At 66.7% G+C, this 26251-nt stretch carries 31 protein-coding genes and 3 tRNA genes; 25 read left to right on the top strand and 9 right to left on the bottom strand.

The features are described from left to right. Positions 1-27 precede the first annotated feature (27 nt). On the top strand, positions 28-558 hold the full coding sequence (locus tag ACQKLX_RS28140) for a single-stranded DNA-binding protein (RefSeq protein WP_427364854.1): 531 nt from the start codon (positions 28-30) through the stop codon (positions 556-558). A 122-nt stretch (positions 559-680) separates the two neighbouring features. Here ACQKLX_RS28140 and ACQKLX_RS28135 read toward each other — a convergent pair whose 3' ends face one another. The 4 genes from ACQKLX_RS28135 to ACQKLX_RS28120 form a co-directional block, all read right to left on the bottom strand. Next, positions 681-1454 (bottom strand): NAD kinase, encoded by a 774-nt coding sequence (locus ACQKLX_RS28135; protein ID WP_427364853.1) that lies wholly within the window; start codon positions 1452-1454, stop codon positions 681-683. 138 nt (positions 1455-1592) lie between these two features. Then, positions 1593-2579 (bottom strand): MBL fold metallo-hydrolase, encoded by a 987-nt coding sequence (locus ACQKLX_RS28130; RefSeq protein ID WP_427364852.1) that lies wholly within the window; start codon positions 2577-2579, stop codon positions 1593-1595. 243 nt (positions 2580-2822) lie between these two features. Further along, positions 2823-3248 carry a hypothetical protein gene (locus tag ACQKLX_RS28125; protein ID WP_427364851.1) on the bottom strand — a complete coding sequence of 142 codons (426 nt, stop codon included), beginning with the start codon at positions 3246-3248 and terminating at the stop codon, positions 2823-2825. 72 nt (positions 3249-3320) lie between these two features. Then, a tRNA-Thr gene (locus ACQKLX_RS28120) sits at positions 3321-3395 on the bottom strand. Between the two features lie 192 nt (positions 3396-3587). Between ACQKLX_RS28120 and hchA the strand changes: the two genes are divergently transcribed. The 4 genes from hchA (at position 3588) to ACQKLX_RS28100 (ending at position 6797) form a co-directional block, all read left to right on the top strand. Next, a complete protein-coding gene (gene hchA, locus ACQKLX_RS28115) occupies positions 3588-4466 on the top strand; it encodes a glyoxalase III HchA (RefSeq protein ID WP_427364850.1) in 879 nt (292 codons plus the stop codon). 5 nt (positions 4467-4471) lie between these two features. Beyond that, on the top strand, positions 4472-5182 hold the full coding sequence (locus tag ACQKLX_RS28110) for a PA1136 family autoinducer-binding transcriptional regulator (protein WP_427364849.1): 711 nt from the start codon (positions 4472-4474) through the stop codon (positions 5180-5182). A 23-nt stretch (positions 5183-5205) separates the two neighbouring features. Next, positions 5206-5979 carry an SDR family oxidoreductase gene (locus ACQKLX_RS28105; protein ID WP_427364848.1) on the top strand — a complete coding sequence of 258 codons (774 nt, stop codon included), beginning with the start codon at positions 5206-5208 and terminating at the stop codon, positions 5977-5979. Positions 5980-6089: 110 nt separating this feature from the next. Beyond that, on the top strand, positions 6090-6797 hold the full coding sequence (locus ACQKLX_RS28100; protein WP_427364847.1) for a L,D-transpeptidase: 708 nt from the start codon (positions 6090-6092) through the stop codon (positions 6795-6797). Positions 6798-6841: 44 nt separating this feature from the next. Here ACQKLX_RS28100 and ACQKLX_RS28095 read toward each other — a convergent pair whose 3' ends face one another. Together ACQKLX_RS28095 and ACQKLX_RS28090 are read right to left on the bottom strand one after the other, a co-directional pair. Next, the gene (locus tag ACQKLX_RS28095; RefSeq protein ID WP_427364846.1) at positions 6842-8011 is read right to left on the bottom strand and encodes a GGDEF domain-containing protein; all 1170 of its coding nucleotides are present in this window, start codon (positions 8009-8011) and stop codon (positions 6842-6844) included. A 419-nt stretch (positions 8012-8430) separates the two neighbouring features. Beyond that, positions 8431-10059 carry an MFS transporter gene (locus ACQKLX_RS28090; RefSeq protein ID WP_427364879.1) on the bottom strand — a complete coding sequence of 543 codons (1629 nt, stop codon included), beginning with the start codon at positions 10057-10059 and terminating at the stop codon, positions 8431-8433. Positions 10060-10445: 386 nt separating this feature from the next. On the opposite strand from ACQKLX_RS28090, the gene ACQKLX_RS28085 reads away from it, so the two are divergent. Next, entirely contained in the window at positions 10446-10859 is a 414-nt protein-coding gene (locus tag ACQKLX_RS28085) for a hypothetical protein (protein ID WP_427364845.1), read from the top strand. 3 nt (positions 10860-10862) lie between these two features. Here ACQKLX_RS28085 and rlmB read toward each other — a convergent pair whose 3' ends face one another. Further along, entirely contained in the window at positions 10863-11654 is a 792-nt protein-coding gene (gene rlmB, locus ACQKLX_RS28080) for a 23S rRNA (guanosine(2251)-2'-O)-methyltransferase RlmB (protein ID WP_427364844.1), read from the bottom strand. Positions 11655-11762: 108 nt separating this feature from the next. On the opposite strand from rlmB, the gene ACQKLX_RS28075 reads away from it, so the two are divergent. The 4 genes from ACQKLX_RS28075 (at position 11763) to ACQKLX_RS28060 (ending at position 14584) form a co-directional block, all read left to right on the top strand. After that, positions 11763-12326, top strand: a complete 564-nt coding sequence (locus ACQKLX_RS28075; RefSeq protein WP_427364843.1) for an AAA family ATPase — start codon at positions 11763-11765, stop codon at positions 12324-12326. 47 nt (positions 12327-12373) lie between these two features. Beyond that, positions 12374-12952 (top strand): hypothetical protein, encoded by a 579-nt coding sequence (locus ACQKLX_RS28070; protein WP_427364842.1) that lies wholly within the window; start codon positions 12374-12376, stop codon positions 12950-12952. 152 nt (positions 12953-13104) lie between these two features. Then, positions 13105-13189 (top strand) — tRNA-Tyr (locus ACQKLX_RS28065). A 159-nt stretch (positions 13190-13348) separates the two neighbouring features. After that, positions 13349-14584, top strand: coding sequence for an MFS transporter (locus tag ACQKLX_RS28060; protein WP_427364841.1), 1236 nt, complete (start codon positions 13349-13351; stop codon positions 14582-14584). Positions 14585-14683: 99 nt separating this feature from the next. Here ACQKLX_RS28060 and ACQKLX_RS28055 read toward each other — a convergent pair whose 3' ends face one another. After that, positions 14684-14806, bottom strand: a complete 123-nt coding sequence (locus ACQKLX_RS28055) for a hypothetical protein (RefSeq protein ID WP_427364840.1) — start codon at positions 14804-14806, stop codon at positions 14684-14686. Positions 14807-14964: 158 nt separating this feature from the next. Here ACQKLX_RS28055 and ACQKLX_RS28050 point away from each other — a divergent pair, with 158 nt between their 5' ends. From ACQKLX_RS28050 to ACQKLX_RS28000, 11 genes are all read left to right on the top strand, one after another. Next, positions 14965-15102, top strand: coding sequence for a hypothetical protein (locus ACQKLX_RS28050; RefSeq protein WP_427364839.1), 138 nt, complete (start codon positions 14965-14967; stop codon positions 15100-15102). Positions 15103-15195: 93 nt separating this feature from the next. Continuing rightward, a tRNA-Gly gene (locus tag ACQKLX_RS28045) sits at positions 15196-15269 on the top strand. A 337-nt stretch (positions 15270-15606) separates the two neighbouring features. Next, complete coding sequence (locus ACQKLX_RS28040; protein ID WP_110492338.1) at positions 15607-15858, top strand: hypothetical protein; 252 nt, start codon at positions 15607-15609, stop codon at positions 15856-15858. Between the two features lie 10 nt (positions 15859-15868). Further along, on the top strand, positions 15869-16093 hold the full coding sequence (locus ACQKLX_RS28035) for a hypothetical protein (RefSeq protein ID WP_427364838.1): 225 nt from the start codon (positions 15869-15871) through the stop codon (positions 16091-16093). Positions 16094-16284: 191 nt separating this feature from the next. After that, on the top strand, positions 16285-16491 hold the full coding sequence (locus ACQKLX_RS28030; protein WP_427364837.1) for a hypothetical protein: 207 nt from the start codon (positions 16285-16287) through the stop codon (positions 16489-16491). A gap of 83 nt (positions 16492-16574) precedes the next feature. Beyond that, on the top strand, positions 16575-16808 hold the full coding sequence (locus ACQKLX_RS28025; protein WP_427364836.1) for a hypothetical protein: 234 nt from the start codon (positions 16575-16577) through the stop codon (positions 16806-16808). 91 nt (positions 16809-16899) lie between these two features. Continuing rightward, a complete protein-coding gene (locus ACQKLX_RS28020; protein ID WP_427364835.1) occupies positions 16900-17403 on the top strand; it encodes a GNAT family N-acetyltransferase in 504 nt (167 codons plus the stop codon). Between the two features lie 243 nt (positions 17404-17646). Then, complete coding sequence (locus ACQKLX_RS28015) at positions 17647-17961, top strand: NIPSNAP family protein (RefSeq protein ID WP_092157056.1); 315 nt, start codon at positions 17647-17649, stop codon at positions 17959-17961. Between the two features lie 19 nt (positions 17962-17980). Beyond that, entirely contained in the window at positions 17981-19843 is a 1863-nt protein-coding gene (locus ACQKLX_RS28010) for a TRAP transporter large permease (RefSeq protein ID WP_427364834.1), read from the top strand. Further along, complete coding sequence (locus tag ACQKLX_RS28005; RefSeq protein ID WP_427364833.1) at positions 19834-20817, top strand: TRAP transporter substrate-binding protein; 984 nt, start codon at positions 19834-19836, stop codon at positions 20815-20817. Before ACQKLX_RS28010 ends, ACQKLX_RS28005 begins: the two co-directional genes overlap by 10 nt. A gap of 51 nt (positions 20818-20868) precedes the next feature. Further along, positions 20869-21624, top strand: a complete 756-nt coding sequence (locus tag ACQKLX_RS28000) for an SDR family oxidoreductase (RefSeq protein WP_427364832.1) — start codon at positions 20869-20871, stop codon at positions 21622-21624. Positions 21625-21635: 11 nt separating this feature from the next. Here the strand turns inward: ACQKLX_RS28000 and ACQKLX_RS27995 are convergent, their stop codons facing one another. After that, on the bottom strand, positions 21636-21944 hold the full coding sequence (locus tag ACQKLX_RS27995; protein ID WP_427364831.1) for a hypothetical protein: 309 nt from the start codon (positions 21942-21944) through the stop codon (positions 21636-21638). 281 nt (positions 21945-22225) lie between these two features. On the opposite strand from ACQKLX_RS27995, the gene ACQKLX_RS27990 reads away from it, so the two are divergent. The 4 genes from ACQKLX_RS27990 to ACQKLX_RS27975 all read left to right on the top strand — a co-directional run bounded on the left by ACQKLX_RS27990 (position 22226) and on the right by ACQKLX_RS27975 (position 26169). Then, positions 22226-22504: a hypothetical protein gene (locus tag ACQKLX_RS27990; protein ID WP_427364830.1), complete on the top strand. Its 279-nt coding sequence runs from the start codon at positions 22226-22228 to the stop codon at positions 22502-22504. 19 nt (positions 22505-22523) lie between these two features. Continuing rightward, positions 22524-23480, top strand: coding sequence for an agmatinase (gene speB, locus ACQKLX_RS27985; protein WP_427364829.1), 957 nt, complete (start codon positions 22524-22526; stop codon positions 23478-23480). A gap of 478 nt (positions 23481-23958) precedes the next feature. Beyond that, the gene (gene argC, locus ACQKLX_RS27980; RefSeq protein ID WP_427364828.1) at positions 23959-24891 is read left to right on the top strand and encodes an N-acetyl-gamma-glutamyl-phosphate reductase; all 933 of its coding nucleotides are present in this window, start codon (positions 23959-23961) and stop codon (positions 24889-24891) included. Between the two features lie 591 nt (positions 24892-25482). Beyond that, on the top strand, positions 25483-26169 hold the full coding sequence (locus ACQKLX_RS27975; RefSeq protein ID WP_427364827.1) for an alpha/beta hydrolase: 687 nt from the start codon (positions 25483-25485) through the stop codon (positions 26167-26169). Positions 26170-26251: the final 82 nt, after the last annotated feature.

The following is a 26251-nucleotide window of genomic DNA, read 5'->3' as shown; positions in this document are numbered from 1 at the left end:
TGAAGTGCGCAGGAAGTGGAGCCTGTCATGGCTGGTAGCGTCAACAAGGTCATTCTGGTCGGCAATCTCGGGCGCGATCCCGAGGTGCGGCGCCTGGGCAGCGGTGAGCCGGTGGTCAATCTCAGGATCGCCACGTCGGAGACCTGGCGCGACAAGCAGTCGGGCGAGCGCAAGGAGCGCACCGAGTGGCACTCCGTGGTGATCTTCAACGAGAACCTCGCCAAGGTCGCCGAGCAGTATCTGAAGAAGGGCTCGAAGGTTTACATCGAAGGCCAGCTGCAGACCCGCAAATGGCAGGACCAGCAGGGCGTCGAGAAGTACACGACCGAGATCGTGCTGCAGCGTTTCCGTGGCGAGCTCACCATTCTCGACAGTCGCGGCCAGGGCGGCGACGAGTTCGGTGGCGGCAGCGGCGGCGGCTATGGCGACGAGGGGTCGTCGGGCGGCGGCTCCTTCGGCCGTTCGAGCCCGGTGGGCGGCGGCTCGCGCCAGCCGGCCATGGCGAGTGGCGGCGGCTCGCGCTCGTCGAGCCATCTCGACGACGACATCCCGTTCTAGGCCTCATTCGATCGGCTTGCAGCGCAAGCTGATCGGCCAAGCGGCTGCCGGACGAGAGCTAATCGGTCAGCGGGCGCCGCGATTCGGCCCGCTGCTCCGGCAAGGCGCCGCGCATCGTCTGTTCAATAGCCGAACTGCTCGCGCAGGATGCGTTCGTCCAGGCTGTGGCCGGGATCGTGCAGCATCACGAGGTCGAGCGAGCGGTCGATCGCGATCTGGACCGAGATGACTTTGTCGATCTGGGTATGGTCGGCGACGGCGCTGACCGGGCGCTTCTCGGCTTCCAGCACGGCGATCGTCACCCTGGCATGGTCGGGCAGGAGCGCGCCGCGCCAGCGCCGCGGCCGGAAAGGTGAGAGCGGGGTCAGGGCCAGCAGCGGCGCATCGAGCGGCAGGATCGGGCCATTGGCCGAGAGGTTGTAGGCGGTCGAGCCGGCCGGGGTCGCCAGTAGCACGCCATCGGCGACGAGCTCGGACAGGCGCACCTGGCCATCCACCGAGATGCGCAGCTTTGCAGCCTGATAGGAGCGACGCAGCAGTGAAACCTCGTTGATCGCGCGTGCCTCAACGCGCTTGCCATTGCAGTCGACCGCCGTCATCACCAGCGGGTGGACGACGCTGCGTTGCGCCGCCTCGAGTCGCTGGCGCAGGCCGCGCTCACGGAACTCGTTCATCAGGAAGCCGACCGAGCCGCGGTTCATCCCGTAGATCGGCTTGGCGGTCCCCATGAAGCGGTGCAGCGTCTGCAGCATCAGCCCGTCACCGCCGAGCGCGACGATCACCTCGGCTTGCGCCGGGTCGGCGTCGCCATAGCGCTCGACCAGCTTGACCCGCGCGGCCTGGGCCTCGGGCGTGTCGCTGGCGACGAAGGAGATGGCGGCGAAGCGCTCGGTCATCGCTGGTATCCGGTCGGCGGTAACTTCCGCCGGTCTAGCACGGTCGCCGACGGGATCGCGAGCCGCTTGCGCAAGGGCTGGAAAAAGAAAGGCCGAGGCGCTTGCCCCGGCCTTTCTCCAGCGGAGTGCGCGAGGGTCTCAGATCGCGCTGCTCCACTGCACCGGGACGAGCTCGAAACCGCTGCCGGCCTTGGCGATATGGCCGGTCGCCGGGAAGGGCGCATGATAGAAGCAGACCTGCATCTTTTCCGTGGCGGCCATGTCGAGCAGCTTGCGGCGGGTGGCGGCGGCCTGCGGTCCGTCCATGTCGAACACCGCCGACCAGTCGGGGTTGCGCACGAACAGCGCCGGATGGTTGGTCGTGTCCGACAGCACCAGCAGCTTGCCGCTGCCGGAGGAGACGGCGAAGACGGTATGGCCGGGCGTATGGCCGGGCGCCGCGATGGCAGTCACGCCCGGCACGATCTCCTTGCCGGCCTCATATTGTTTCACGTCCTTGGCGACCGGGCCGAAGACGCGGCGCACGCCGCCGAAAGCCCCCTTCATCGCCTCGGGTGCGGCGTTCATCTTGGCGTCGTCCATCCAGAACGCCCATTCGGCCGCCGGCACCATCACCTCGGCGTTCGGGAAGACGGCGGTGCCGTCCTTGAGTCGGAAACCGTTGATGTGGTCGCCGTGGAAATGGCTGAAGATCACGCTCGTGACGTTCTTCGGGTCGAGCCCGGCGGCCTGGAAGTTCTTCATCCAGGCGCCCGAGGTCGGCGCGCCGGAATCGCCGTTGCCTGTGTCGATCAGGGTCAGCTTGTCGCCGACCTGCAGCGCCAGCGTGGTGAAGGTGATCGAGAGCGCATCGCTCGGCAGATAGGCCTGCTCCATCGCCTTCTTGACGTCGGCGAGCTCGGCATTGCGCACGAAGCCTTCGAGCGGGCGCTTGGCGAAGCCGTCGTTCAGGGCCGTGACGGTGATGTCGCCGACCTTGTAGCGATAGAAACCCGGGTTCTGGTTCACGGAAGCTCCTTGCGCATGGGCCGGCGCGATACCGGTAGGCAGGTCGAGCGCGGCTGCGGCAGCGAGCACACCGGCGCCTGCCATCATGGTGCGGCGTGAGGGTTCGACATGGGCCATCGATCAGGCTCCAACAACGAGAAGGGCACGACCTCTCCCGAATGGCGCCCCGCCAGCCAGAATCGCAACCTGGGCATTGGTTCAGCCCGAGCGCCAAACTAGCTGGGCGAACAACGCCTTCAACCGCCGTTTGGTTGCCTTGGGTCAATTGTCCGTGAGGCGACGATACCGCGCCGCGCCGATCGACGCCGGCTGAATCAATTTGTCCGGTGAATCGGCTTCGCTGTTGAAATGGAAACCGTTTTAGCGCTCGGCCTGTGCCGGTGGCTGATCGGTGCGGCGCCTGGCGAAGGCTTTGAGCAGGGCGGCGCAGAGTGCCAGCGAGGCGAGCGCGCCCTGGCCGGAGCAGCCGGCGACCAGCGCCTCATAGGTCTGCTGCTCGGTAGCGACCGATTGCAAGCTCCAGTTCCAGTCGGGCGCCTTCTCGCGGATGACGTTGACCGCGACGTCGATCTCGGCGCTGATCCGGCCGATCGCCTTCCAGAGCGAGCCCTGCTGATAGATGCCGCCCGGCGGCGTGCGCGGCGCGAGCAGGGTGGTCGGCTTGCGCCGGACGGTGAAGCCAAGCGCCTCGTAGATGTCGGCGTCGAGATTGCGGTCGGGGCGGCCGGTGCGCTCGCAGCGCTCCGCGAGGGCGAGCAGTTGGTCGCGTTGGTCGGCAGAGGTCATCGCTCGGTCGGCTCCGCTCGTCTCCGTCGTCGCGGCGGTCTGGCATGCAAGCGACAGGCCGCCGAGGTCGAGTGGTGCCGGCGGAGAGGATCGAACTCCCGACCTTCGGTTTACAAAACCGCTGCACTACCGCTGTGCTACGCCGGCCCTGTGCGCTGCGGTATCAGGCTGCTGCGGCGAGGGCAAGGCCGATGGCGGCTGCTTCGGGTCGCCGGAAGGAGCGCAATGGCCGAGCCGTTCGTCTCGGCTATGATGGCTCGCTTGAGGGGAATCCCTCATTGCCGCGCGATCCTGGCTCCTTAGGCTGAGGCTGACTGTCACCCAACGACGGAGGATGCGATGGCCGATCCGAAATCCGACGACAAGCGCCCGGCTCCCGACCACGCCGAAGACAATGCGTTCTTTCCCTCGCCCTATTCGCTCAGCCAGTTCACTGCGCCGAAATCGAATCTGAGCGGCGCCGACTATCCCAACGCCTATAAGGGCGGACGCTGGAAGATCCTGATGATCGGCGCCGACGAGCGCTATCTCCTGACCGACAACGGCACGATGTTCTCGACCGGGAACCATCCGGTCGAGACCCTGTTGCCGATGTATCATCTCGACAAGGCCGGCTTCACCTTCGACGTCGCGACGCTGTCGGGCAACCCGGTCAAGTTCGAGTACTGGGCGATGCCGCGGGAGGACGCGGAGGTGAAAGGCCTGTTCGACAGGTATCGCGACCAGTTCAAGCAGCCGCTCAAGCTCTCGGACGTGATCGAGAAGGCTCTCGGCGAGGACTCCGATTATATCGGCGTGTTCATTCCCGGCGGGCATGGCGCCCTGATCGGGCTGCCCGAGAGCCGGGATGTGAAGACCGTGCTCGAATGGGCGGCGGCCAAGGACAAGTTCGTGATTACGCTTTGCCACGGGCCGGCGGCTCTGCTGGCAGTTGGAATCGAAGGAGCGAAAGGCGCCAGCATCTATGACGGCTACAAGATCTGCGCCTTCCCCGACGCGCTCGATGCCAAGACTCCCGATATCGGCTATATGCCCGGCCATCTGACCTGGGCCTTTGGCGAGAGGCTGAAGGGGCTCGGGATCGAGATCCTGAACATGGACATTTCCGGGATGGTCCATCGCGACCGCAAGCTGCTGACCGGGGACAGCCCGCTTGCCGGCAATGCGCTGGGCAAGCTCGCGGCTTCCACCTTGCTTGACGCGGTCGGCGCCGGGTGAGCGCGGTGCAGGCCGAGACGGCCTTTCGCGCCGCTCTGGCGATCGAAGGGAGTGTCGCCTTGCCGGCGATCCAGGATGCGGTCCGCGCTTTTGCGCGGCCGCTTGGTTATGATCGCTTCGTGCTGTTTTCGGCGTCGGCGGTGCAGGATGAACAGGTCGAGCGCATCTACTGGGTCGAAGGCGACTGGTTCGGCACTGGAGAAGGCGTCGATGCCGAGACCTATGTCCGGCGCTGCCCGATGACGCGCCACGTCCTGCAGGCACGCGAGCCGTTCTTCTGGACCAAGACGCATAGCAAGGCCGGGGAATTCTATCGCATCGTCCGTGTGCCTCGCGGCCACGGCCTTCATGGCCTGCAGGTGCCGGTGTTCGGTCCGCTCGGTCTCGAGGGAGCGATGAGCCTGGGCGGCGAACGCATCGACGCATCGCTCTTGGCGCGCCTGGCAGCGTCGGTCGTTGCCGCTGCTGCCTTCACGGCCGCGCGCAGATTGCTGGAGGCTCCGGCCGGCGAGACGGCCAGCACGCTCTCGGCACGCGAGCGCGAGGTTCTCGCCTGGACGGCGGCCGGCCGGCGGCAGGCCGAGATCGCCGCGACGCTCGGCCTGTCGGAGCGCACGGTCGAGAATCATCTGCGCCGGGCACGCCGGCGCCTCGGGGTCGCGACGACGGCGCAGGCCGTCCGTGCCGCGATCCGCACCGGCGACATCGAGGGGTGATAGCAACCGGAAGGACGAGCAGCATGAGCAAGACGGTTCTCGTAACGGGAGCGGCATCCGGCTTCGGCCGCGGTGTCGCCTTCGGGCTCGCCGCCCGCGGCCATGCCGTGATCGCCGGTTGCCAGATCTGGCCGCAGGTATGGGAGTTGCGCAACGCGGCCAAGGCCGAGGGTATCGACCTCCGTGTGATCAAGCTCGACGTGCTCAACGAGATCGATCGCAAGCATGCGCTCGGCATCGAGATCGATGTCCTGTTCAACAATGCCGGCATCATGGAATCGGGGCCGATGGTCGAGATTCCGATGTCGGTGTTCCGTTCGGTCTTCGAGACGAACGTCTTCGCGGCCCTGGAACTCGCCCAGGGCTTCGCGCGCATCATGGTGAAGCGCGGCTCGGGCCGGGTCGTCTGGACGTCCTCGGTGGCGGGGCTGGTCAAGGTTCCCTTCGACGGCGCCTATGCGGCCTCCAAGCATGCGGTCGAAGCCATCTGTTCGGCAATGCACGAGGAACTCAGGTCCTATGGGGTCGAGGTCGTGACGGTGAATCCCGGTGCCTTCCGGACGGGCTTCAACGACACCGGCATGGAGAGCATGGATCAGTGGTGGGGGCAGGAGGAGCGCGTCGTCGCGCATTGGCCCGTGCGTGAGCTCAACCGTCAGCACGATCCGGCGGAGATGATCGCGGCGATCATCGAGGTCATCGAAGCCGAGGCGCCGCGCTATCGCACCGTCAGGCCCGTCAGCGCCGAGGAGATGGTCAGGAAGGAGCAGCAGGAGGTCTGGGAGCGGCAGGTCTGACGGCGGACGTGCTTATCGAGCTGACCAAATGAAAGGGGAGGCGGCGGCATTCACCTGGCCGTAACCATCTAAGTCGATGCTTTTGCGAAAGCCTTGCCTGAGATGTGTCCATGCTGAGCCGTCGTTCCTTTACCATGTCCTCCCTCTCGCTCCTCGCCCCCGGCCTTGCCGGTTGCGGCGGGGGCGGCAGCATCGTGGCGCTGCCGGAGATCGCCGCGCCCAGCGGGCGCAGCCTGACACGCACGCTGACGCGCCCGAATTATGCGCAGGTCTACATCGAGTATCCGGGCGAGCGCTTTGCGGTGCCGGCGATCGAGTACCAGAGTATCGAGCCGCGCTATCTGCGCCAGACGGTCGAGTTTCGCGGCGTCGAGCCGCCGGGCTCCATCGTGGTCGATCCCGGCTCCTATCATCTCTATTTCGTCGAATCGCAGGGCGTCGCGACGCGCTACGGCGTCGGCGTCGGTCGCGAGGGCTTCGGCTGGACGGGCCAGGCGAAGATCAACATGAAGCGCGACTGGCCCGACTGGGTGCCCCCGCAGGAGATGATCGAGCGCGATCCGCAGATCAGGGCTCAGCTCGAGCCGACGCCGCGTGGCCCCGGCGTGCGCGGCGGGCCGAAGAGCCCACTGGGCGCCCGTACCCTCTATCTTTTCGGCGAGGGACGCGATCTCGGCTACCGAATCCACGGCACGACCGAGCCTTATACCGTCGGCACCAACGTCTCCTCGGGCTGCATCCGGATGATCAACCAGGACATCATCCACCTCTACGCACGAGTCGCGCTGGGCACGCCGGTGACCGTGCTGCCGGTCTGAGGCGCTGTGATGTCGGGGTAGCGGGCCGAGGGCGCGCCGAAGGCTCAAGCCGCAGCGGCGATGCCACGCGATTCAGCGACCTCGATACGATTGCGTCCGAGCAGCTTCGCTCGATAAAGCGCGCCATCGGCTGCGGCCAGCAACTCGGCCAGGTCGGACTTGCTGCCATCCTCCACCGCCAGGCCGATGCTGACGGTAGCCACGATGGCGAGGCCGTTGCCGCGGGCCGCCGCCTCGGTGAAGTGCCGGGCGATATCCTCGCCGACCTTGCGCGCTTCCTGCGCGCCCATGCCCGGCAGCAGGATCGCGAACTCCTCGCCGCCGAGGCGCGCGCTCAGGGCGCTCGGACCCACCACATTCCCGGCGACCTGCGCGAAGAGCTTCAGGACGCTGTCGCCCGCTTCGTGGCCATAGGTGTCGTTGATCGCCTTGAAGTGATCGAGGTCGCAGGCGAGCAGTGCATGCGAAGCATTTTTTCCGCTTTGCCGCAGTCGTTCGGGACTGAGCTCGAAGAAGCCCTGGCGATTGTTGAGGCCGGTCAGGAAGTCGGTGCGCGCGCTCGCCAGCAGTCGCGCCCGATCCTCCTCGCGCACCAGAGCGATCAGGGACATCGGCATCGCGACCGTGAACAGCACGGCTTCGTACATCGTCAGCTTGGCGACAACTGGCAAGACGCTCTCGCCATAGGCCGAGACGACCATCGGCACGACGAATGTGCGGACGGCATAGGTCAGGCTGTGGCAGGCGAAGACAGCGATCGCGATCGAGCGAGAGCGCGAACCTTTCGCTGTGCGGCTGCGGAACAGCGCGAAAACGGTCAACGCGCAGATGGCTGCAATTGGAAACGCGCTCGCGTGGTTCCAGAGCAGGCTCGCCCAGCCGGTGCCCAAGACGAACCAGGCGGTGCCGATCCCAACGAGGAGTCCCGCGATGAAGGCGGGACGCAAGGGCCGGCCGTCCAGCGCCATGACCCCTTGCAGGACCAGGAAGTAGCCGAGCACCATCACGACATTGGTGAGGGCGGGACCGGACACGCCAGGAAGCAGGTTCCGGTTCATCGCGAGGATGCAGCCCAGGGCGAACACGCCATAGGCGGCGGCCCAGAGGCCGAGTTCCCGCGATCGCTGGGCGTGCGCCTGCCGCTCCCAAAGGGTCATGGCCGCGGCGACGAGCAGCGTTCCGATCGTGAGATACCAGAGGGTTGCAAGGTCCATCGCGATCGTTGTCAGCGGTAGCTGCGTTCGGCGTCAGGCATGATCAAGCGCTCCCAGCTTGCCCGGCTGCAGTGAAAACTAGCCAAGATGAGTTAATATCTGCTTGTGACGAGCAGTCTTTGCAGGCAGCACAGGGACCAAAGCGGTCCATCGTCAAGGTCTATCGAATCAATATTGGCGGCTATGCTCTGCGCCAGTTTTTGAAGAATAGGAAGAACGGGACTCGACTTCATGAATTGCTATCTCGATGTCGATCTCCTCCAGTTGCGGCAGTTCTAAGTATCAGGTCAATGGATCTGCCAATATTCCGCTTGTGCCCGCTTCGTGACGATATCCCTCGGCTCGCGCTACTCGACAAAAAAGCCCCGCCCTTTCGGGCGGGGCTCTCGACTCGGCCTTGGCCGGTCCTGGCTGACGGATCAGCCGTTGTCGTGGGTCAGGATGTCGCGATCCTTGGTCTCGGGCACGAAGAGCATGCCGATGACGAAGGTCATCATCGCGATCACGATCGGGTACCAGAGGCCGTAGAAGATGTCGCCGGTGCCGGCCACCATGGCGAACGAGGTCGCCGGGAGCAGGCCGCCGAACCAGCCGTTGCCGATATGGTAGGGCAGCGACATGCCGGTGTAGCGGATGCGGGTCGGGAAGAGTTCGACCAGCGCGGCGGCGATCGGGCCGTAGACCATGGTCACGTAGATCACGAGCACGGTCAGGATCGCGATGATCGTCAGCGACTGCGCGCTGAACAATGCACCGAGGAAGCCGGTCTTGACGATGCGCGCATCGCCCGCCGCCGGATAGCCGGCCGCGACCGCTTCCTTGCCGATGTTCGCGGCGAAGCTGGCATCGATCGCGACATCCTTGCCGTTGACCGTGACCTTGGCAGGCGTGCCGGCCGGGGCCGGGGCCTGGGTGTACTGGATCGCCTGCGCAGCCAACGTCCGGCGAGCGATGTCGCAAGGCTGGGTGAAGGTGCGCACGCCGACCGGATCGAACACCGAGCCGCAGGTGGCGGGATCGGCGACGACCTGGACCTTGACGTTCTCATGCGCCGCGGCGAGGCCGGGGTTTGCAGCCTTGGTGAGCGCGCCGAACAGCGGGAAATAGGTCAGCGCCGCGATCAGGCAGCCAGCCAGAATGATCGGCTTGCGGCCGATCTTGTCGGACAGCGAGCCGAAGACGATGAAGCCACCGGTGCCGATGATGAGCGACCAGGCGATCAGCACGTTCGAGGTGTAGAGGTCGACCTTGAGGATGCTCTGGATGAAGAACAGCGCGTAGAACTGGCCGGTGTACCAGACGACGGCTTGGCCGGCGGTAAGGCCGAACAGCGCCAGCAGCGCGATCTTGGCATTCTTCCACTGGCCGAAGGCTTCCGACAGCGGCGCCTTCGAGCCCGTGCCCTCCGCCTTCATCTTCTGGAAGGCCGGCGATTCCTGCATCTGGAGGCGAATCCAGACCGAGATGGCGAGCAGGATGATCGAGGCCAGGAACGGGATGCGCCAGCCCCAGGCGGCGAAGTCGGCCTCGCCCATGGTGGTGCGGATGCCGAGGATGACGATCAGCGAGAGCAGGAGGCCGAGCGTCGCCGTGGTCTGAATCCACGAGGTGTAGAAGCCGCGCCGTCCCGGGGGAGCGTGCTCTGCGACATAGACCGCCGCGCCGCCATACTCGCCGCCGAGCGCCAGGCCCTGGAGCATGCGCAGCGCGATCAGGATCACCGGGGCGATCCAGCCGATGCTGTTGTAGCTCGGCAGCAGGCCGACCAGGAAGGTCGATGCGCCCATGATCAGGATTGTGACGAGGAAGGTGTACTTGCGGCCGATCAGGTCACCGAGGCGGCCGAAGAACAGCGCGCCGAACGGGCGCACGAGGAAGCCCGCGGCGAAGGCGAGCAGGGCGAAGATGGCGCGCGTATTGGCGTCGAAGGCCGAGAAGAAATGCGCGCCGATCATCGTGGCGAGCGCGCCATAGAGATAGAAATCGTACCATTCGAAGACCGTGCCCAGGGAGGAGGCCAGAATGACCTTCCTTTCCTCCCTGGTCATCGGGCGTGGCTGAGCCACCCCGGATGCTTGTGCCATGCTCATGAAGCGCTCCCGCTTTTGCGTTCCCCCGGGCGCTGCGGACCATCCGCTGCGCCCTCACGCCGCCTTGTCGGCGGTTCTTCGCTTGGAGCCGGCGCTAGACCGACTCAGGGCAAAGGCCTTTGAAAAGCCAAGTTTGATGGGCTAGGAATGCTTCCACACCCGGCGATCTTCAACCGAGCACTTGGTCTTGCACCGAAAGGCGTAAGACGAAGGGCTGAGCGCTTTTTCGAAGCCGAGCGGCCTCGACATCTCGGCGTGACTCGCCTTGCCCGATCCGAATTGTTAACCTTTCGCCAACCATGCCGTCCTCGGGCCGGCAGGCTGTCGAGGAAGGGGACGATCGCATGAAAGTTCGCTCCGGAATGCCTCTTCTCGCCGCGCTTGCGGGGCTCCTGGCGTTTCCGGCCGCGGCGGCGGGTTTCGGCGCGGCGCCCCGGCCCGGCCTCTCCGCTTCGGCTCCGGGTTTCGCCGCGATGCGGCCGGGCGCGCGGCCCGGTCATGTCCGCCATGGCCGGGGCGGCTTCTATGGCGGCGGCTATTCCGGTCTCTATGGCTGGCCGGGCGACCAGCGGGTCGTGGTCGTGCTGCCGGAGGCGAGCGAGCCGCCTTCGGTGAAGGAGCCCTCGATCCCTGTCGCGATCGGCATTCCGCGGCCGCCTGCGGCCGATCCCGTCCTGTACCGGATCGAGACGCACAGGGGTCGCCCGGTGGTGCGGGTCATGCGCTTCGGCAGCGACGGCCGGGTGGCGCGACGCTGAGCCTTATCGGCGCCGGGTCGCGGCGTAGAGTGCGATCGCCGTCGCGTTGGAGACATTGAGGCTCTTGATCGCGCCGGGCATGTCGAGCCGGGCGAGATGGTCGCAGAGTTCACGCGAACGCTGGCGCAGGCCCTTGCCCTCGGCCCCCATCACCAGGACCAGCGGCTTGCGCAACGGAACCTCGTCGAGCGAGACGTCCCCTTCCGAATCGAAGCCGAGACGCAGGAAGCCGCGCTCGCCGAGCTTATCCAGCGCATCCCCCAGATTCTTTACCGCGACCAGCGGCACGTGCTCGAGTGCGCCGGAAGCCGATTTCGCCAGCACGCCGGTCGCCGCCGGTGAATGACGGATGGTGACGATCACGGCAGCGACGGCGAAGGCCGCGGCCGAGCGCAGGATCGCCCCGACATTGTGCGGATCGGTAATCTGGTCGAGCGCCAGCACGATCGCGTCGTCCGGAAGGCTGTCGAGATCGGGCGAGGGCAGGGGATCGCAGACCAGATAGAGCCCCTGATGCACCGCATCGGGCGTCAGCAGCCGGTCGATCTGCGAGGGCCGCACCATCTCCGGCACGAGCGGCAATTCGCCGACCTCCTCGGCCAGGCGCTTCAGCGCGTTTTCGGTGGCGAGCAGCTTGCGGAAGCGCCGGCGCGGATTGCGCAGCGCCTCGATCACCGGATGAGCGCCATAGAGGATCGCCTCGTCGATCTCGCCGGGCCGGTGTGGCGGCGGGCCGTCCCGATGCGGGCGACCGTGGCGGCTCTGGGGACGGGGGCGGGGCGGGGCGGACATCATGGCTCCGGAAAGGTGACGCCATGCCCTGCCATGGCGCGGCCGGCTTGGCCAGCCCGAAGGCGCGGAAGCGAGATTTTCACCTCATTCATCGCAAGGAGAGCAATGCAGATGACGAAGAAAGACGAATGCCTGTTCGTGGTGACGGGCGGGCCGGGCGCCGGCAAGACGACCCTGCTGGCCGCACTGGCGGCTTTGGGCCATGCCGTCATGCCCGAGGCGGGGCGGGCGATCATCCGCGACCAGCTCGCGATCGACGGGGCGGCCTTGCCCTGGCGCGACCAGGCGCTCTTCGCCGAACTGATGCTGAATTTCGATCTGCGCTCGCACGGTGAAGCACAAACGGGCTCGACTCCGGTCTTCTTCGACCGCGGCGTGCCCGACAGCATCGGTTATCTGCGGCTCTGCGGGTTGCCGGTGCCGGCGCATCTCGACCGGGCGGCCCGCGCTTTCCGCTATTCTCCCCTTGTCTTCGCTGCGCCACCCTGGCGCGAGATCTACGCGCAGGATGCCGAGCGCAAGCAGGACTTCGCCGAGGCGGAGCGCACCTATGAGGCGGTCACTGCGGCCTATTGCGATCAAGGCTACGAACTGGTCGAGCTCCCGCGTGCGGATGTCGAGACGCGGGTCGCCTTCGTGCTGGAGCGCGTGCGGGGCCTCGCTTCCGATGGGTAAGGATTCGCGCTAGCCTGAGGCTTCGCCGCAGCCCCGGGAGGCGCGTCATGGCGGACAGCTCCGACACCGGCACGATGCGTTCGGGCCGGACGCTGAACCATCTCGTGCCTGGCCGCGATTGCGGCGACTGCGTCGCCTGCTGCGAGGTGCTGCGCATCATCGATCCCGAGGTCGGCAAGCCGGCCGGCATCATGTGCCGCCACAACACCGGCAAGGGCTGCGGCATTCATGCGACGCGGCCGGATATCTGCCGGCGCTGGTTCTGCCTGTGGCGGCGCATCGACGCCATGCCGGACGAGGCGCGGCCAGACCGGAGCGGCGTGATCTTCTGCCTGGAGGGCGAGGAGGGCCATCCGAATCCGTTCGCGCGCTTCTGCGTGGTGGCGCGGCCGGTCGGGAGCTCGCGGGCGCTGCGCAGCGGGCTGGTCAGGCGGGTCGTCGACATGTTCGCCAGGCAGGAGGAGCTGCCGGTCTGGATCCATCGCCATGGGGTGCGCAGCCTGATTCATCCCCCGCCCGACCTGGCAGACGCGATCGAGCGGCCGCACGAGACGCCGTTCCAGGCTTTCGTTCCTGCTGCATTGGTCTGGCGCAAGCGTCACCCCGCCACCTGGTCGAAGGGTTGAACGGACCGCCGGCAAGATTGCTTGTCGCTAGTTGGCTTTTAGGCGTTGACAGGCGGCGGCCCTCTCCTCATAAGTCCGCCCGCGCCTGCCGCCCTTCACAAAAGTGAAACAGGCGGTTGCGGCCGGCCCTTCGGGGCGGCTTGCGGCAAGGCGGGGGAATGTCCCGAGCGGCAAAGGGGGCGGACTGTAAATCCGCTGGCTATGCCTTCGCAGGTTCGAGTCCTGCTTCCCCCACCACCTTGCTCTTCGAGCGCTGTTTTTCCACGATGATCCGGTTCGTTGCCCGCGCCTGCGACGCGGCGCGGAAATGGGCGCGGACGATGGAACGCTTTGCCTTTCCCGAGGCTGTGCGAGCTGCTAGCTTCATAAAAATGGCTATTCGGGCATGACAGCGCCGTGACAGCAAAGACCCATGGCGGTTCTGTCGCCGCGCTCGGCGCCATCGTTGCAGGCGCTTTGATCCTGCAGGTCGCCGGTACGATCGTGAACACGGTCGTACCGCTGCAGATGGCGGTCGCGAACCAGCCGCCGCTGCTGATCGGCCTCGTCGCCTCGGCCTATTCGCTCGGCTTCCTGATCGGCTGCTTCGTCAACCCCTCGCTTGTCAGGCGGGTCGGCCATATCCGCGGCTTTGCCGTGTTCGCCGCGCTTCAGGCCGTCTCGACGCTGAGTTTTCCGCTGTTGCCGGAGGCCTGGTGGGGCCTGGCGCGGCTGGTCATGGGCTTGGCGGCTGCCGGCCACGGCATCTGCATCGAGAGCTGGATCAGCGGGCAGGCCAACCGGGCCCAGCGTGGCCGCATCTTCGGCATCTACCAGATCCTCAACCGCGTCGCGCTGATCGGCTCGCAGATCGGGGTCGGCTATGTCGCGATCCAGTCGCAGGACATCTTCCTCTTCGCCAGCATGGCTTTCTCCATCGCGCTGATCCCGGTCGCGCTGACGCGGGCGAGGGGCCCCGAATCGAGCGAAATCGTCTCGGTCGGGCTGCGGACGCTATGGCGACAGGCGCCGGCCGCCGTCGTCGGCTGCCTCTATGTCGGCATGGTGGGCGGCCCGCTGACCAGCGTCGCCCCCGCTTACGGCATCCTCTCGGGTCTCGACCAGCGGGCGACGATCCTGCTCACCGCCGGCATCCAGATCGGCGCCCTCCTGCTGCAATGGCCGATGAGCATGCTGGCGGACCGCGTCGCCAGCCGCCTGATCATGCTCGTCGCCACCAGTATCGTCGCGGTGGTTGCAGCCGGGCTGATGATGCTCCTGGAGGTCGATGCCGCCCATGGCCGGATCTGGCTCTTTGGCCTGTTCGCCCTGATCGGCGGCTGCAGCATCCCGCTCTATACGGTTGCCGTCACGCATGCCTATTTCCGCATGGGCCGCGACCAGGCCGTCGGGCTCTCGGCGCAATTGCTGTTCCTCTGGGGAACAGGGTCGGCGATCGGGCCTCTGGCCGCGACCTTGCTGATGCAGCTCCGGGGCCCGCAGGGCATGCTGATCTATCTCGTCGCGCTTTCGGTCGGCGTCGCCATCTACATAGCACTGCGGATATCGCGAAACCCATCGCCGCCATTGGTCGAGAGCGAGCGCGGCGCCACCGGGCCGACGATTCCCGATATCGAGATGGCCAAGCGCTAGCTGTTCAGTTCCCGAACCTGGTGGAGGTGGTCATCGCCTCGTCGGTGCGAAACCGGCGGGCATGCGCCGTTGTTGGCGCGATTCGGGCGACAGATCTGATCAGGGCTCGAGCAAAAGCAGGGCTAGCATACCGGCGCTGTGAATCAGCAACGCCAGCCGCATCGGAATGGCCGAGATGATCTCGGCCCTGAATGGACAGTAGAGCTCGCTGAGTTCGGACATGTCATTTCCCCCAGCAAATCCGTATCAGCGCTGAGGGGGGCAATCGCCCCCCATTTGGGGGGCTTGGAGCTCAATGACTCGAAATTTGTTCTTTCGCCCCCAAATGGGGGCAGTCGACCGGCGCCGCCTCGCTAGATTTGCTGCCGGGGAGAGGGATCATGGGGATCGCGCTTTTCAGCATGGCAGTGGCTGCTGCCGGCGCCTTGGCCTTCGGCACGATCGCCGGGGGGGCTGCGCTCGGCCTGTTCACCGGCGCGGCGATCTGGCTCGGCCAGCGTGCCTTGAGCGACATATGAGCTCGCGCCCACACACCTCGGGTGGATGAGGCGATCTTCTTTGCCGGGATGGGTTGACACTGGCCGGTCCGATGCGGAATTTGGCGGCCCGGCGCGGGTGTAGCTCAATGGTAGAGCAGCAGCCTTCCAAGCTGAATACGAGGGTTCGATTCCCTTCACCCGCTCCAATCGCCTCACGACTGTCGTAACGCGAAGCATCCTTCCCTGGCCCGTCATTGGCATCTCCACGAGTCGGAGAACAGCTCCGGTTCGTGTCCGGCATCGGGCGAGCCCGGGCGTCGATTCTTGCTCTCGTCACAATCGTGGCCAGATTGCGGCACTATCGGGTAGCAAAGGCACAAGCTGATCTGCTATGGGTTTGCGGGGGGAATAGCGGTGATCTGCCTGCCGATCTGGCCGGTCACCATGGATAATCTCGCGGAAGCGCGCGAAAATCGGACTGACGGACGCAAAGCCCGCCACGCGGTGCTGGACATATTTCCGCCGCAAGACAGGAGAAATGCCATGCTCAAGATAGCCATCGCCGCAGCGGGGTTCGCTGTTCTCAGCCTTGCCGCCGCCCCGGCCTTCGCCCAGGGCGGCAAGAAGGGCAAGGACGAGTTCCTCGGCGTCGATCTCGACACCGGCCGGACCTATTACGACGGTCGCAACGACGGCAAATACTGCCTCTACAAGACGGTTCGCGTCTTCAACCGCTATACCGGCTACTACGAGAACCGGCGCGTGCGCCGCTGTGGCCGCGGCCTCTATATGTGAGGGAGCGGTCATGAACCGTATCGCGAAGTTCATCGTCGGCCTCGGGCTTGCTTCCGCCGCCGCGGCCTGTGGCCCGACCGTCGTCGCCGATCCCAATGGCCGTCTCATCAACACCGGACTGGTGCAGGACGGCGACTGCCTGACGCGCACCGTCATGGTCTATGACCGCGAGCTCGGCTACGAGCGCGCGGTCGAGCAGCAGTTCTGCGGCGGGCGTCCCCGTATCGCGCGCTGATACCGCAGGCCCCGCTTCCATGATGGAGGCGGGGCCTCCGTTTTTTGCTAGATCATCGCGCGTCCGAACGGGCGCGATCACGATGATCTAGCATATTGTTATTGCATCGGATTCTTCCGAAAAGTGGATTCCACTTTTCGGTCCGATGCCATAGGCTTCGGTGAATCGCTCGGTCGCCCCGGAGAGAACCCGTGCCCAAGCTCTGCAAATTCACCTCGCCCAGCGACGGCAAGCCCGTCTACGTCAATCCCGACCAGGTCAGCGTCGTCTACACCTTCAAGGGCCAGCCGCCCGACACGATCATCGCCTTCCGTAAGGACTTCCAGCTCGGCGTGAAGGAAAGCCTGGAAGAGACTGTCAGGATTCTCGAAAGCGCCGCCGGAGGCGCCGAACGCTGAAGCGCTGAGCCGGCGCAGTCGTCTCCCCATCGCTGCCGGATTATCGCCGCAAAGCGGCCATGCGACGCTTTCATCCTCGCGCCATGAGGATCATCGCCGCATCTGCTCTCGCCCTGGCTCTCGGCGCTTGCGCCACCACGCCGGACCCGATCGTCGAAGACCGCTCACGCTGCGACGCCTATGGCTTCCAGCGCGGAACCGACGCCTATGCCAACTGCGTCATGACGCAAGATCGCGATCGCGAGCGGCGCTATGAGCGCCAGGGCGAGCGACGCTCCTATCGCGCCGAGCGATCTTACGGCTCCGGCGAAGAGTAGCCGTCGGTCTCGGGTTTCCTATCCGGCTTGCACGGTCGCGGGTTTCCGCTCCTGTCCGTTTCCGGTAGCCTGAGACTGTTCAGTCAGACCCATGATCCATGCTTCGCAGCTTGAGACGGCCCGGCTCGTTGTCAGGCCTTTCGTGCTGGCCGACGCGTCGCTGCTGGCCGCCCTTTTCGCCGACCCGGCGGTCCATCGCTTCGTCGACGACGGGCAGCCGCTGGCGCCCGATGTCGCGGCGCTCTGGATCGAGCGCTCGGCCGCCAATCTCGAACGCTTCGGCTACGGCACCGGCGCCGTGGTCGAGCGCGTCGGCGGCGAGCTGATCGGCTGGGCCGGCTTTGCCCGGCCGGGCGACGGCTCCGAGGAGGTGATCTACGGCTTGCGCCGAGCGAGCTGGGGCAAGGGATTTGGCAAGGAACTGCTCGCTGGTCTTGTCGCCTTTGCCGCGGAACGCGGCATCACGCCGGTGAGGGCGACGGTCGATCCGGATAATTGCGCCTCGGTGCATCTCTTGCGGTGGGCGGGATTCGCGCTCGCCGAGCCGAGCTATCGCGGCGATGCCAAGGCCGACCTCTATCTGCATGTCGGCTGAGCGTACTGATCAGCCAAAAAAGCAAGATGTTGCTCCGACTCTGCCGGATCGCGGTTCATTCTTCTCTGTCACGCGGTTCCTGCGCGAACTCCCTTCGCTGGCGGGTGCTCGGCGGCCGTGAAATGCTGTCGCCATGCGCCAATCGCAGGTTCGACTGGAGCGCCATCGGTTGGGCTTTGCAACGAAGGCGGCTACTGATCGCTCGGCCGCTGGGCCGCTTCGCCATCAGGGACCGGCAGGACGATGATCCTCGACGAGCGCACTTACGCCATCAAGCCCGCACATGTGCGCGACTATCTCGACCTTTATGTCGCCGAGGGCATGGAGCTGCAGATCTCGCATCTCGGCCATCTGATCGGCTGGTTCACCACCGATAGCGGCGTTGTCAACGAGGTCGTGCATATGTGGCGCTTCGAGGATGCCGGCGACCGCGAGCGTCGCCGTGCCGCGATGGAAGCCGATCCGCGCTGGCAGGTGTTCCGCGCCAAGGCGGCCCCCTACGTCCTGGAAATGCGCAGCCGGATCCTGCGGCCGACGCATTTCTCGCCGCTGCGCTGAGCTGGTGCCGGGCGCCGCCATGGCCGCTGCGCCGACCAGCCCGTCCGTCCGGCCACTGCGCGGACGTGGGCTCGCTCTGCTCGAGGCCAGCCTCGAATGGCTGGGCGCTGCGATCCTTGCCGTCCTCTTCTTCGTCGTCATGGCCGCTGTCTCCCGCCGCTACCTCTTCGGCGACGGCCTGGTCTGGTCGGACGAACTCGCGATCTGGCTGAATGTCGCTCTGGTCGCGGTCGGTGCGCCGCTGGCGGCCACGAGCGCTCTCGCCATGCGGCTCGACGTCGTCGTCAACCTGCTGCCGGCGCCGGCCCGACGGATCGCCGCCATCCTGGCGGAAGCGATCGCCGTCCATGGCGCATTGGTGCTGGCGCTCGGTGGCGCCAGCGTCGCGGCGCTTGTCGGCGGCACCTCGACTGTGCTCGGCCTCCCCGAAAGCCTGCGCTTTGCGACCTTCGCCATCGGCGGCGGGCTGACGCTCGTCGTCGTGCTCTGGCGTGCGGCGCTGGCGCAGTCCAGGCTGGCGGCGCTCGCCGCGCTCGTGCTCGGGGCGGGCCTCTATGTACTGGCGAACAGCACGACAGGCCTCTTCGTTGCGACACCGAGCCTGGTCGCCGGGCTGGCTGCCGGGGCAGGGCTCCTGCTCGGCGCGCCTTTGCCCTTCACGCTGCTCGCCGGTGTCTCGCTGTCGGGCGCCTTCGGCGGCTTGCTGCCGGAGCCGGCCATCGTCCAGAACACGGTCGCGGGCGTCTCGAAATTCCTGCTGCTGGCGATCCCGTTTTTCCTGCTTGCCGGTGAGCTCTTGACCGCCGGCGGGCTCGCCGAGCGGCTGGTGCGCTTCGCCGCGGCGCTGGTCGGGCATGTCCGGGCCGGGCTGGCACAGACTGCGCTGGTCGCCAGCGTGCTGTTCTCCGGGGCTTCCGGCTCTTCGGTTGCCAACGCCGCCTTCGGCGCCAAGGTGATGGCGCCGACGCTGGTCGCCCGCGGCTATCCACCGGCCAATGCCGCCGCGATCGTCGCCGGCGTCTCGATGCTCGACAACATCATCCCGCCCTCGATCGCCTTCCTGATCCTCGCGGCAGCGACCAATCTCTCGGTCGGCTCGCTGCTGGTCGGTGGCTTCGTCGCGGGTGCGGTGCTGACGGCGGCGCTCGCCATCGGCATTCATCTCAGTGTCTGCGGCGTCGTCGATTCCGCCCCGCGCGCGAGCAGCGCGGAGCGGGCGCGCTCTTTCGTCGGAGCGTTGCCGGCGATCGGACTCGGCATCGTCGTCGTGGTCGGCATCCGCTTCGGCGTGGTCACGGTGACGGAGGCCTCGGCGCTCGCCGTCGCTTATGCCCTCGTCGCCTGCCTGCTGCTGCGCAGCCTGAATGGCGTGACCGTACTGGCATCCCTGCGCAAGGCCGCGGGCGAGGCGGCGGCGGTCGGTCTGCTGATCGGGGCCTCCGCGCCCTTCGCCTTCCTGCTAGCGGTCGATCGCGTCTCCGAGCAGATGGCCGGGCTGGTGACCGCGCTCGGCGGCGGCCCGCTCGCGGTGATGCTGCTCTCCAACCTCGTCCTGCTGGTCGCCGGCCTCTTCCTCGACATCGGTGCGGCGATCCTGCTGCTGGCGCCGCTGCTGCTGCCGGCCGCCATCGCCGCCGGGCTCGACCCGATTCAGTTCGGCGTCGTCCTGGTCGTCAACCTGATGATCCACGGGTTGACGCCGCCGCTCGGCATCCTCGTCTATGTCGTCAGCGGCATCATGCGCTTGTCGCCGGCCGCGGTGTTCCGCGCAGTGCTGCCTTTGTTGGCGAGCCTTCTCGTCGCGCTCTTCGCCCTCTGCCTTGCGGTGGCGGCCTGGCCGTCGCTACCTCTGTCCTTCAAGGAGTTGTTCCGATGGCTTTGACTCGCCGCGCCTTCGCCGCTGCCGCGCTCGCCGCACCGGCCATTCTGCCGGGTCGCGCCTTCGCCGCCAGCCGGCCGGTCACGGTCGCCTCGCTGCTCGGCGAGGACAAGCCGGAGACGAAGATCTGGCGCCGCGTCACGGAGAAGCTCGCGCAGAGTGCACCCGGTCGCTTCGACCTGCGCGTCGTGCCCAATGCCGCACTCGGCGGCGAGAAGGAGGTTGCCGAGGGCTTGCGCCTCGGCTCGGTCCAGGCCTCGCTGTTCACGATCTCGGCGCTCTCATCCTGGGTGCCGGATGGGCAGCTCCTCGATCTGCCCTTCCTGTTCCGCGACCGCGCCCATCTGAAGCGCGTGCTAGCCGGGCCGCTCGGCGAGGAGCTCAAGCGCAAATACGAGGCGCAGGGCTTCGTCGTGCTCGGCTTCATCAATTACGGCGCCCGTCATCTCCTCGCCAAGGAGCCGCTGACCACGCCGGCCAGCGTCAAGGGCAAGCGCATCCGCGTCATCCAGAGCCCGCTCCACACCGAGCTCTGGTCCGGCTTCGGCGCCTATCCGACGCCGATCCCGATCCCCGAAACCTACAATGCGCTCAAGACCGGCGTGGTCGACTGCATGGACCTGACCAAGTCGGCCTATGTCGGCTTCAAGCTGCACGAGGTCGTGCCCTATCTGATCGAGACCGGCCATATCTGGGCGACTGGCGTCGTCGCTGTCTCGGCCAGCTTCTGGAAGAGCCTTTCGGCCGAGGACAAGGCGGCCTTCGCCGCTGCGGCCGGCGAGGGTACAGGCTATTTCGACGAGCTCATCGTCGCCGACGAGGACGCTTCCATGGCCAAGGCGAAGGCCGAGGGCGGCAAGATCGTCCAGCCGGAGGATCGGCCCGGCTGGGAAGCCGGCGCCCGGAAGGTCTGGGCCTCCTTCGCGCCCAAGCTCGGCGGGATCGAGAAGATCGAGGCGATCGCCCGCGGCGCCTGAGCGGCTCGCCTACATCCAACATCGTATCGACTGCACAGGAGCTCCGTCCGCATGTCAGACCGTCCCGTCCTTCTCGTCACCGGCGGCAGCCGCGGCATCGGCGCTGCGATCTGCCGCTTCGCCGCCGAGCGCGGCTATGACGTCGCCGTCAACTACCAGGGCAATGCGCAGGCCGCGGCTGATGTCGTGGCGGCTTGCGGCCGGGCTGGGGCTAGAGCGGTCGCTATCCAGGGCGACATGGGCAACCTCGCCGATATCATCCGCGTCTTCGCGGAGGCCAAGGCGGCGCTCGGGCCGCTCACCGCGGTCGTCAACAACGCCGCCATCACCGGCAAGAGCAGCCCGCTCGCCAAATCGGACCCGCAGGTCATCCGTGCCTGCATCGACCTCAACGTCACCGGCGCGATCCTGGTGGCGCGCGAGGCGGCGCAGGCCCTCCTCGCCAACGAGGGCGCCAGGAATCGCGCCATCGTCAACATCTCGTCGATCGCCGCCGGGCTCGGCTCGCCCAACGAATATGTCTGGTACGCGGCCTCGAAGGCGGCAGTCGATTCCATGACGATCGGCCTGGCGATCGAGCTCGCGCCCGCCGGCATCCGCGTCAATGCGGTGGCGCCCGGCATGACGCAGACCGATATCCACGCGCTCTCGACCGGCGATGCCGGCCGCGTCGACCGCATCGCGCCGACTATCCCGCTGCGGCGCGTCGCCGAACCGGAGGAGATCGCCGAAGCCGTGCTGTTCGCGCTCTCCGAGGCCGCGTCCTACATGGTCGGCTCGATCATCCGGGTCGGCGGCGGCCGCTGAGTGGCTTAGGCTCAGTTGCAGACTTCGACCTGCCTCATGCGCCCTTCGACGAAGGCCTGCGTGAAATGGCAGGGCATGCGGTTCATCGGCTGGGAGTACCAGGTCGCCGTCGGCGAGTCGTGATAGACCGGATATGCCTGCGTCTGCGGGTCCGGTTGCGGTTGCGTCATGTGCTGGTTCTGCATGGTCCGGTTGCTCGCGACCGTGGTGATCAGGCCATGCGTGCCTGTGTCGCTTACGGCGGCCGATGCCGGCGATTGAAGCGCGAAGCTCCCGAGGGAGCCGGCCAAAGTGAGTGCTGCGATCAGTGTCTTGTTCATGACAGCCTCCAAAGTCGCGATAGCAAGTGATCAAGGCCATTGGCCGCGCCTGGTGGGCGGGGCAACTGACTCTGCCGCCTCCAAATCGACCAAGCTGTGGCCTTGCTGTGAGGCCCTAATCACGAAGCCGTGCCGCGACACTCACGAGGCGGTGAGGCAACGCCGGTGGTTCAAACGACAGAATCGGCTGCAGGAACAGCCGCAGACGGCTGGAGCCGCACTGCGTCCGTGCTAAATCGGCTGCCGTCCTGTTCAATCGGAAGCCGCCAACGGAAGCCGCCATGCGCGTCCTGCTCGTCCTGATCGCCTTCGGCATGGTCGCGGTGCCGGCCTTGCTCGCGCTGGCGCGCAGCGACCTGCCGCGCGGCCGGCGGATCGTCAACGCGCTGATCGTCTTTCTGGCCCCGGCTTTCGCGCTCGGCCTGATCCATGGCGTGCCGGAGCTCGACGGCAGGGCGCTGCAATACCCGGTCGCCTGGACGACGCTACGGCTCGTCCTGACCGGCCTCGCTTTGATCCTGCCCTGGTGCCTCTATGTCTGGCTCAACGGCCGGCGCTGATTTCCGACGGATTTTCGACATGACCGAACCTGCTGAAACCCCGACGATCGACCACGCCTTCACCGGCGACCGCAAGGGCCCGGCCCACGACCCGACCTATGCCGGCGCGCTCTCCTTCATGCGCCGCCGCTACAGCAAGGATGTCTCCGGCTGCGATGCCGTGGTCTGGGGCGTGCCCTTCGACCTCGCCGTCTCGAACCGGCCCGGCACTCGTTTCGGGCCGCAGGCGATGCGCCGCGTCAGCGCGATCTTTGACGGCGATGCGCAATATCCTTCGCGCATCGATCCGTTCGAGACGCTCGCCGTGGTCGACTATGGCGATTGCCTCTTGCCGCGCAGCGACCTGCAGGGCTGCGCCCGGGCGATCGAAAGCGAGGCGGCTGGGATCATCGCCAGCGGCGCCCAGCTCGTCACCCTCGGCGGCGACCATTTCATCACCCTGCCGCTGCTGCGTGCCCATGTCGCCCGTCACGGCAAGCTCGCCATCGTCCAGTTCGACGCACATCAGGACACCTGGGATGACGGCGTCGGCGCGATCAGCCACGGCACTTTCGTGCTCGAGGCGGTGCGCGAGGGGCTGATCGACACCGAGCGCTCGATCCAGGTTGGCATCCGCACGGTCGCGCCCCGCGATTGCGGCATTAAGGTGCTCGACGCCTATGCGGCGCATGCGCTCGGCGTCGACGGCGTCGCTGCCGCGATCAGGGAGCGCGTGGGGCAGGGGCCGGCCTATCTCACCTTCGACATCGACGCGCTCGATCCCGCCTTCGCGCCTGGCACCGGCACGCCTGTCTCCGGCGGCTTCTCGTCGGCTGAGGCGCTGCGCCTGGTCTGGGCGATCCGTGATCTCGACTTCCGCGGCATGGACATCGTCGAGGTCTCGCCGCCCTACGATCATGCCGATGCGACCGCGATCGCCGGGGCCGCTGTAGCGCAGCACTATCTGCAGGCGCTGGCGCTGAAGAGGGCAGGTTGAATCGGGATGGCAGCTTCGGCTGCCATGTGATTCCAAGCATTGCGGTATTGAGGCGCGGGGAATCCTCTCCTGGAAGGAGAGGGCAGGGTGAGGTGTAGGCCGTTTGACCAGTTCCTCGCGCGCTCACCGCGCAGTCGGGTTCAAGCTCACGTTTTCAGTCCGAACACCTCACCCCTCTCCTCTCCTTCCAGGGGAGGGGTTTCGCTCGCGGTTCCCACGCTCCCATCATTGACAGCCGCCCCAGCACCGAACATATAGCGCCACATGACCACGAACCCGACCCGACGTCGTACAGAACAGGCCGCCCCGGCGCGCCCGCGATGACGCTCGGCTTCTAGCCCGAACGCCCGCGACCGCGCCCCGAGCGCGGTTTTTTTATGCCCGTCGCAAAAATGATGTCCGGTCTTGCGACAAGGCCAAGTTCCAGAGCCAGCCAACCAGTTCCGTCCGCTTCCACCAGACGCCTTGCGAGGGTCCGATGAGCCAGAACCTGAAATCCATCTTCATCGACGGCGAAGCCGGCACCACCGGGCTCGGCATCCGCGAACGCCTCGCCGATGTGCCGGAGGTCGTGGTCAGGAGCATCGATCCCGACAAGCGCAAGGATCCCGCCGCCCGCAAGGAGATGATGGCGGGCGTCGATCTCGTCGTGCTCTGCCTGCCCGATGATGCCGCCAAGGAATCGGTCGCGCTCGCCGACGAGCTCGGCAATGACGCCCCCAAGATCGTCGACGCGTCGACCGCCCATCGCGTCGCAGCCGACTGGATCTATGGCTTCGCCGAGCTGGAGCCGGGTTTTGCCACGAAGGTCGCCAATGCCAACCGGGTTGCCAATCCCGGCTGCTATCCGACCGGCGGCATCGCGCTGCTGCGCCCGCTCGTCGATGCCGGTCTGCTGCCGGTCGACTATCCGATCACCGTCAACGCAGTCTCCGGTTATTCCGGTGGCGGCAAGAGCATGATCGAGGCCTATGAGGCCGGCACCGCGCCCGATTTCGAGCTCTACGGCCTCGGCCTCAAGCACAAGCATCTGCCTGAGCTACAGGTCTATTCGCGGCTGGAGCGGCGCCCGATCTTCGTGCCCTCGGTCGGCAATTTCCGGCAGGGCATGCTGGTCTCGGTGCCGCTGCACCTCGACACGCTGCCGGGGAAGCCCAAGCCCGCTGATCTCGAGGCGGCGCTGGCCGAGCGCTATGCCGGCTCGACCTATGTCAGCGTCCTGCCGGCGGACGCGAGCGGCAAGCTCGAGCCGCAGGCGCTGAACGACACCAACAAGCTCGAACTGCGTGTCTTCGGCAATGCCGATCTCGGCCAGGCCGTGCTCGTCGCCCGACTCGACAATCTCGGCAAGGGCGCGTCGGGCGCCGCCGTCCAGAACATCCGGCTCATGCTCGGCTTGCCCCAAGGTTGACAGCCGTTCACAATCGCGGCCCTCGGGCGAGCTAGGCTCCCCTTGGAGAAATTGCGGCGGTACCCCCCAAATGGGGGATGCCGCCGCATTCGCTTGCGCTCATAGCTGATCGTGGCGGCTGGAGAGCGGGGGCGATTCGATGCCGGGATTTGACACGTTGGGCGCGCGTCTTGCGCGCAGCCGGCGCAGGTTTGAGCGCGAGCGCGCCGGGGTGAATATCGAGCGACCGGCTCAGGACGGGCGCGATATCACCGTTCGCGGCGAAGGGGTGTCTGATGCCCCGGCCATCATGCCGAAACCGACCTCCGCGCAAGTGATCAGGTTTCCGAGCCCGAACGGGCGTCTCAGGGACTGAGGCTGCCGTGCCAGGGCACGGCAGCTAGCGCTGCCGGGGGTGAGGTCGAACAGCCCCCGGCAGCGTTTTTCTCGTGTTCCCGCGGTCTCGGTCAGAGTGCGGACCACTGCCTGTCGCCGCGATGGTTCGCTCCAGGAAGGGGAAGGATGATCATGCTGGAAAGCTGCCGTGCATTGCGAGGACGTCGGCGCCGCACGCTTGTTCCATTGCTCTCGGTCGCAGTCGTTCTCGGAGCAATGACGTCGGCCGGAGCGTTCGAATTGCGCGGGGCCGGCGTCGTGCTCATTCACGGCAAGGCCGGTGGGCAGGGTCCGCTTCAGCCATTGGCGCAGGCACTGAAGGCGCGCGGTGCGACCGTCGTGCTGCCGCGCATGTCCTGGACATCCGGCTACCGGACCTATGAGCAGACTTTGGGAGAAGTGCAGGCGGCGGTTTCGCGCCTGAAGGCCGGCGGGGCATCCCGGATCGTGCTCGCCGGGCATAGTCTCGGAGCGAACATCTCCATGGGCTATGCCGCGCGCGTCGGTGGGGTCGATGCGGTGGTGGCACTGGCGCCAGGGCATCGCCCGGATTTCATCGCGAGCCAGACCGGAGAGAGCTTGGGGCAGGCCAAGGCGATGGTCGCCGCGGGGCAGGGGGCGCAGAAGGCGAAGTTCCTCGACTTCAACCAGGGCCGGACCTTTCCCATCACCACGACGGCCGAAGCCTATCTCAACTTCTTCGATCCCTCTGGCCCGGCAGCCCAGGCCGCGCAGGCGAGCGGGGTCCGCGTTCCGACGCTCTGGGTGATCGGCACGGGCGATCGCCCCGCGATGAACGATCGCGCCGCCTATTCCGGCACGCGCCTCGTCGTCGAGGCCGACCATCAGACGACACCACGCGTCGCGGTGGCCGAAGTTATCGACTGGCTGCAGAAGCAGTAGGCGCGCGGCCTGCCGGGATTGAAAAAGAAGGTCGCGCTCCAGCAGGCGCTTCAGCCGGCCGCCCGAGATCAGCCCGGCGCCG

The sequence above is a fragment of the Allobosea sp. NPDC003192 genome (genome assembly GCF_050275675.1).
Classification (GTDB): domain Bacteria; phylum Pseudomonadota; class Alphaproteobacteria; order Rhizobiales; family Beijerinckiaceae; genus Allobosea.
Note: the sequence above shows the minus strand (reverse complement) of the source record. Positions and strands in the feature narration are given on the sequence as shown.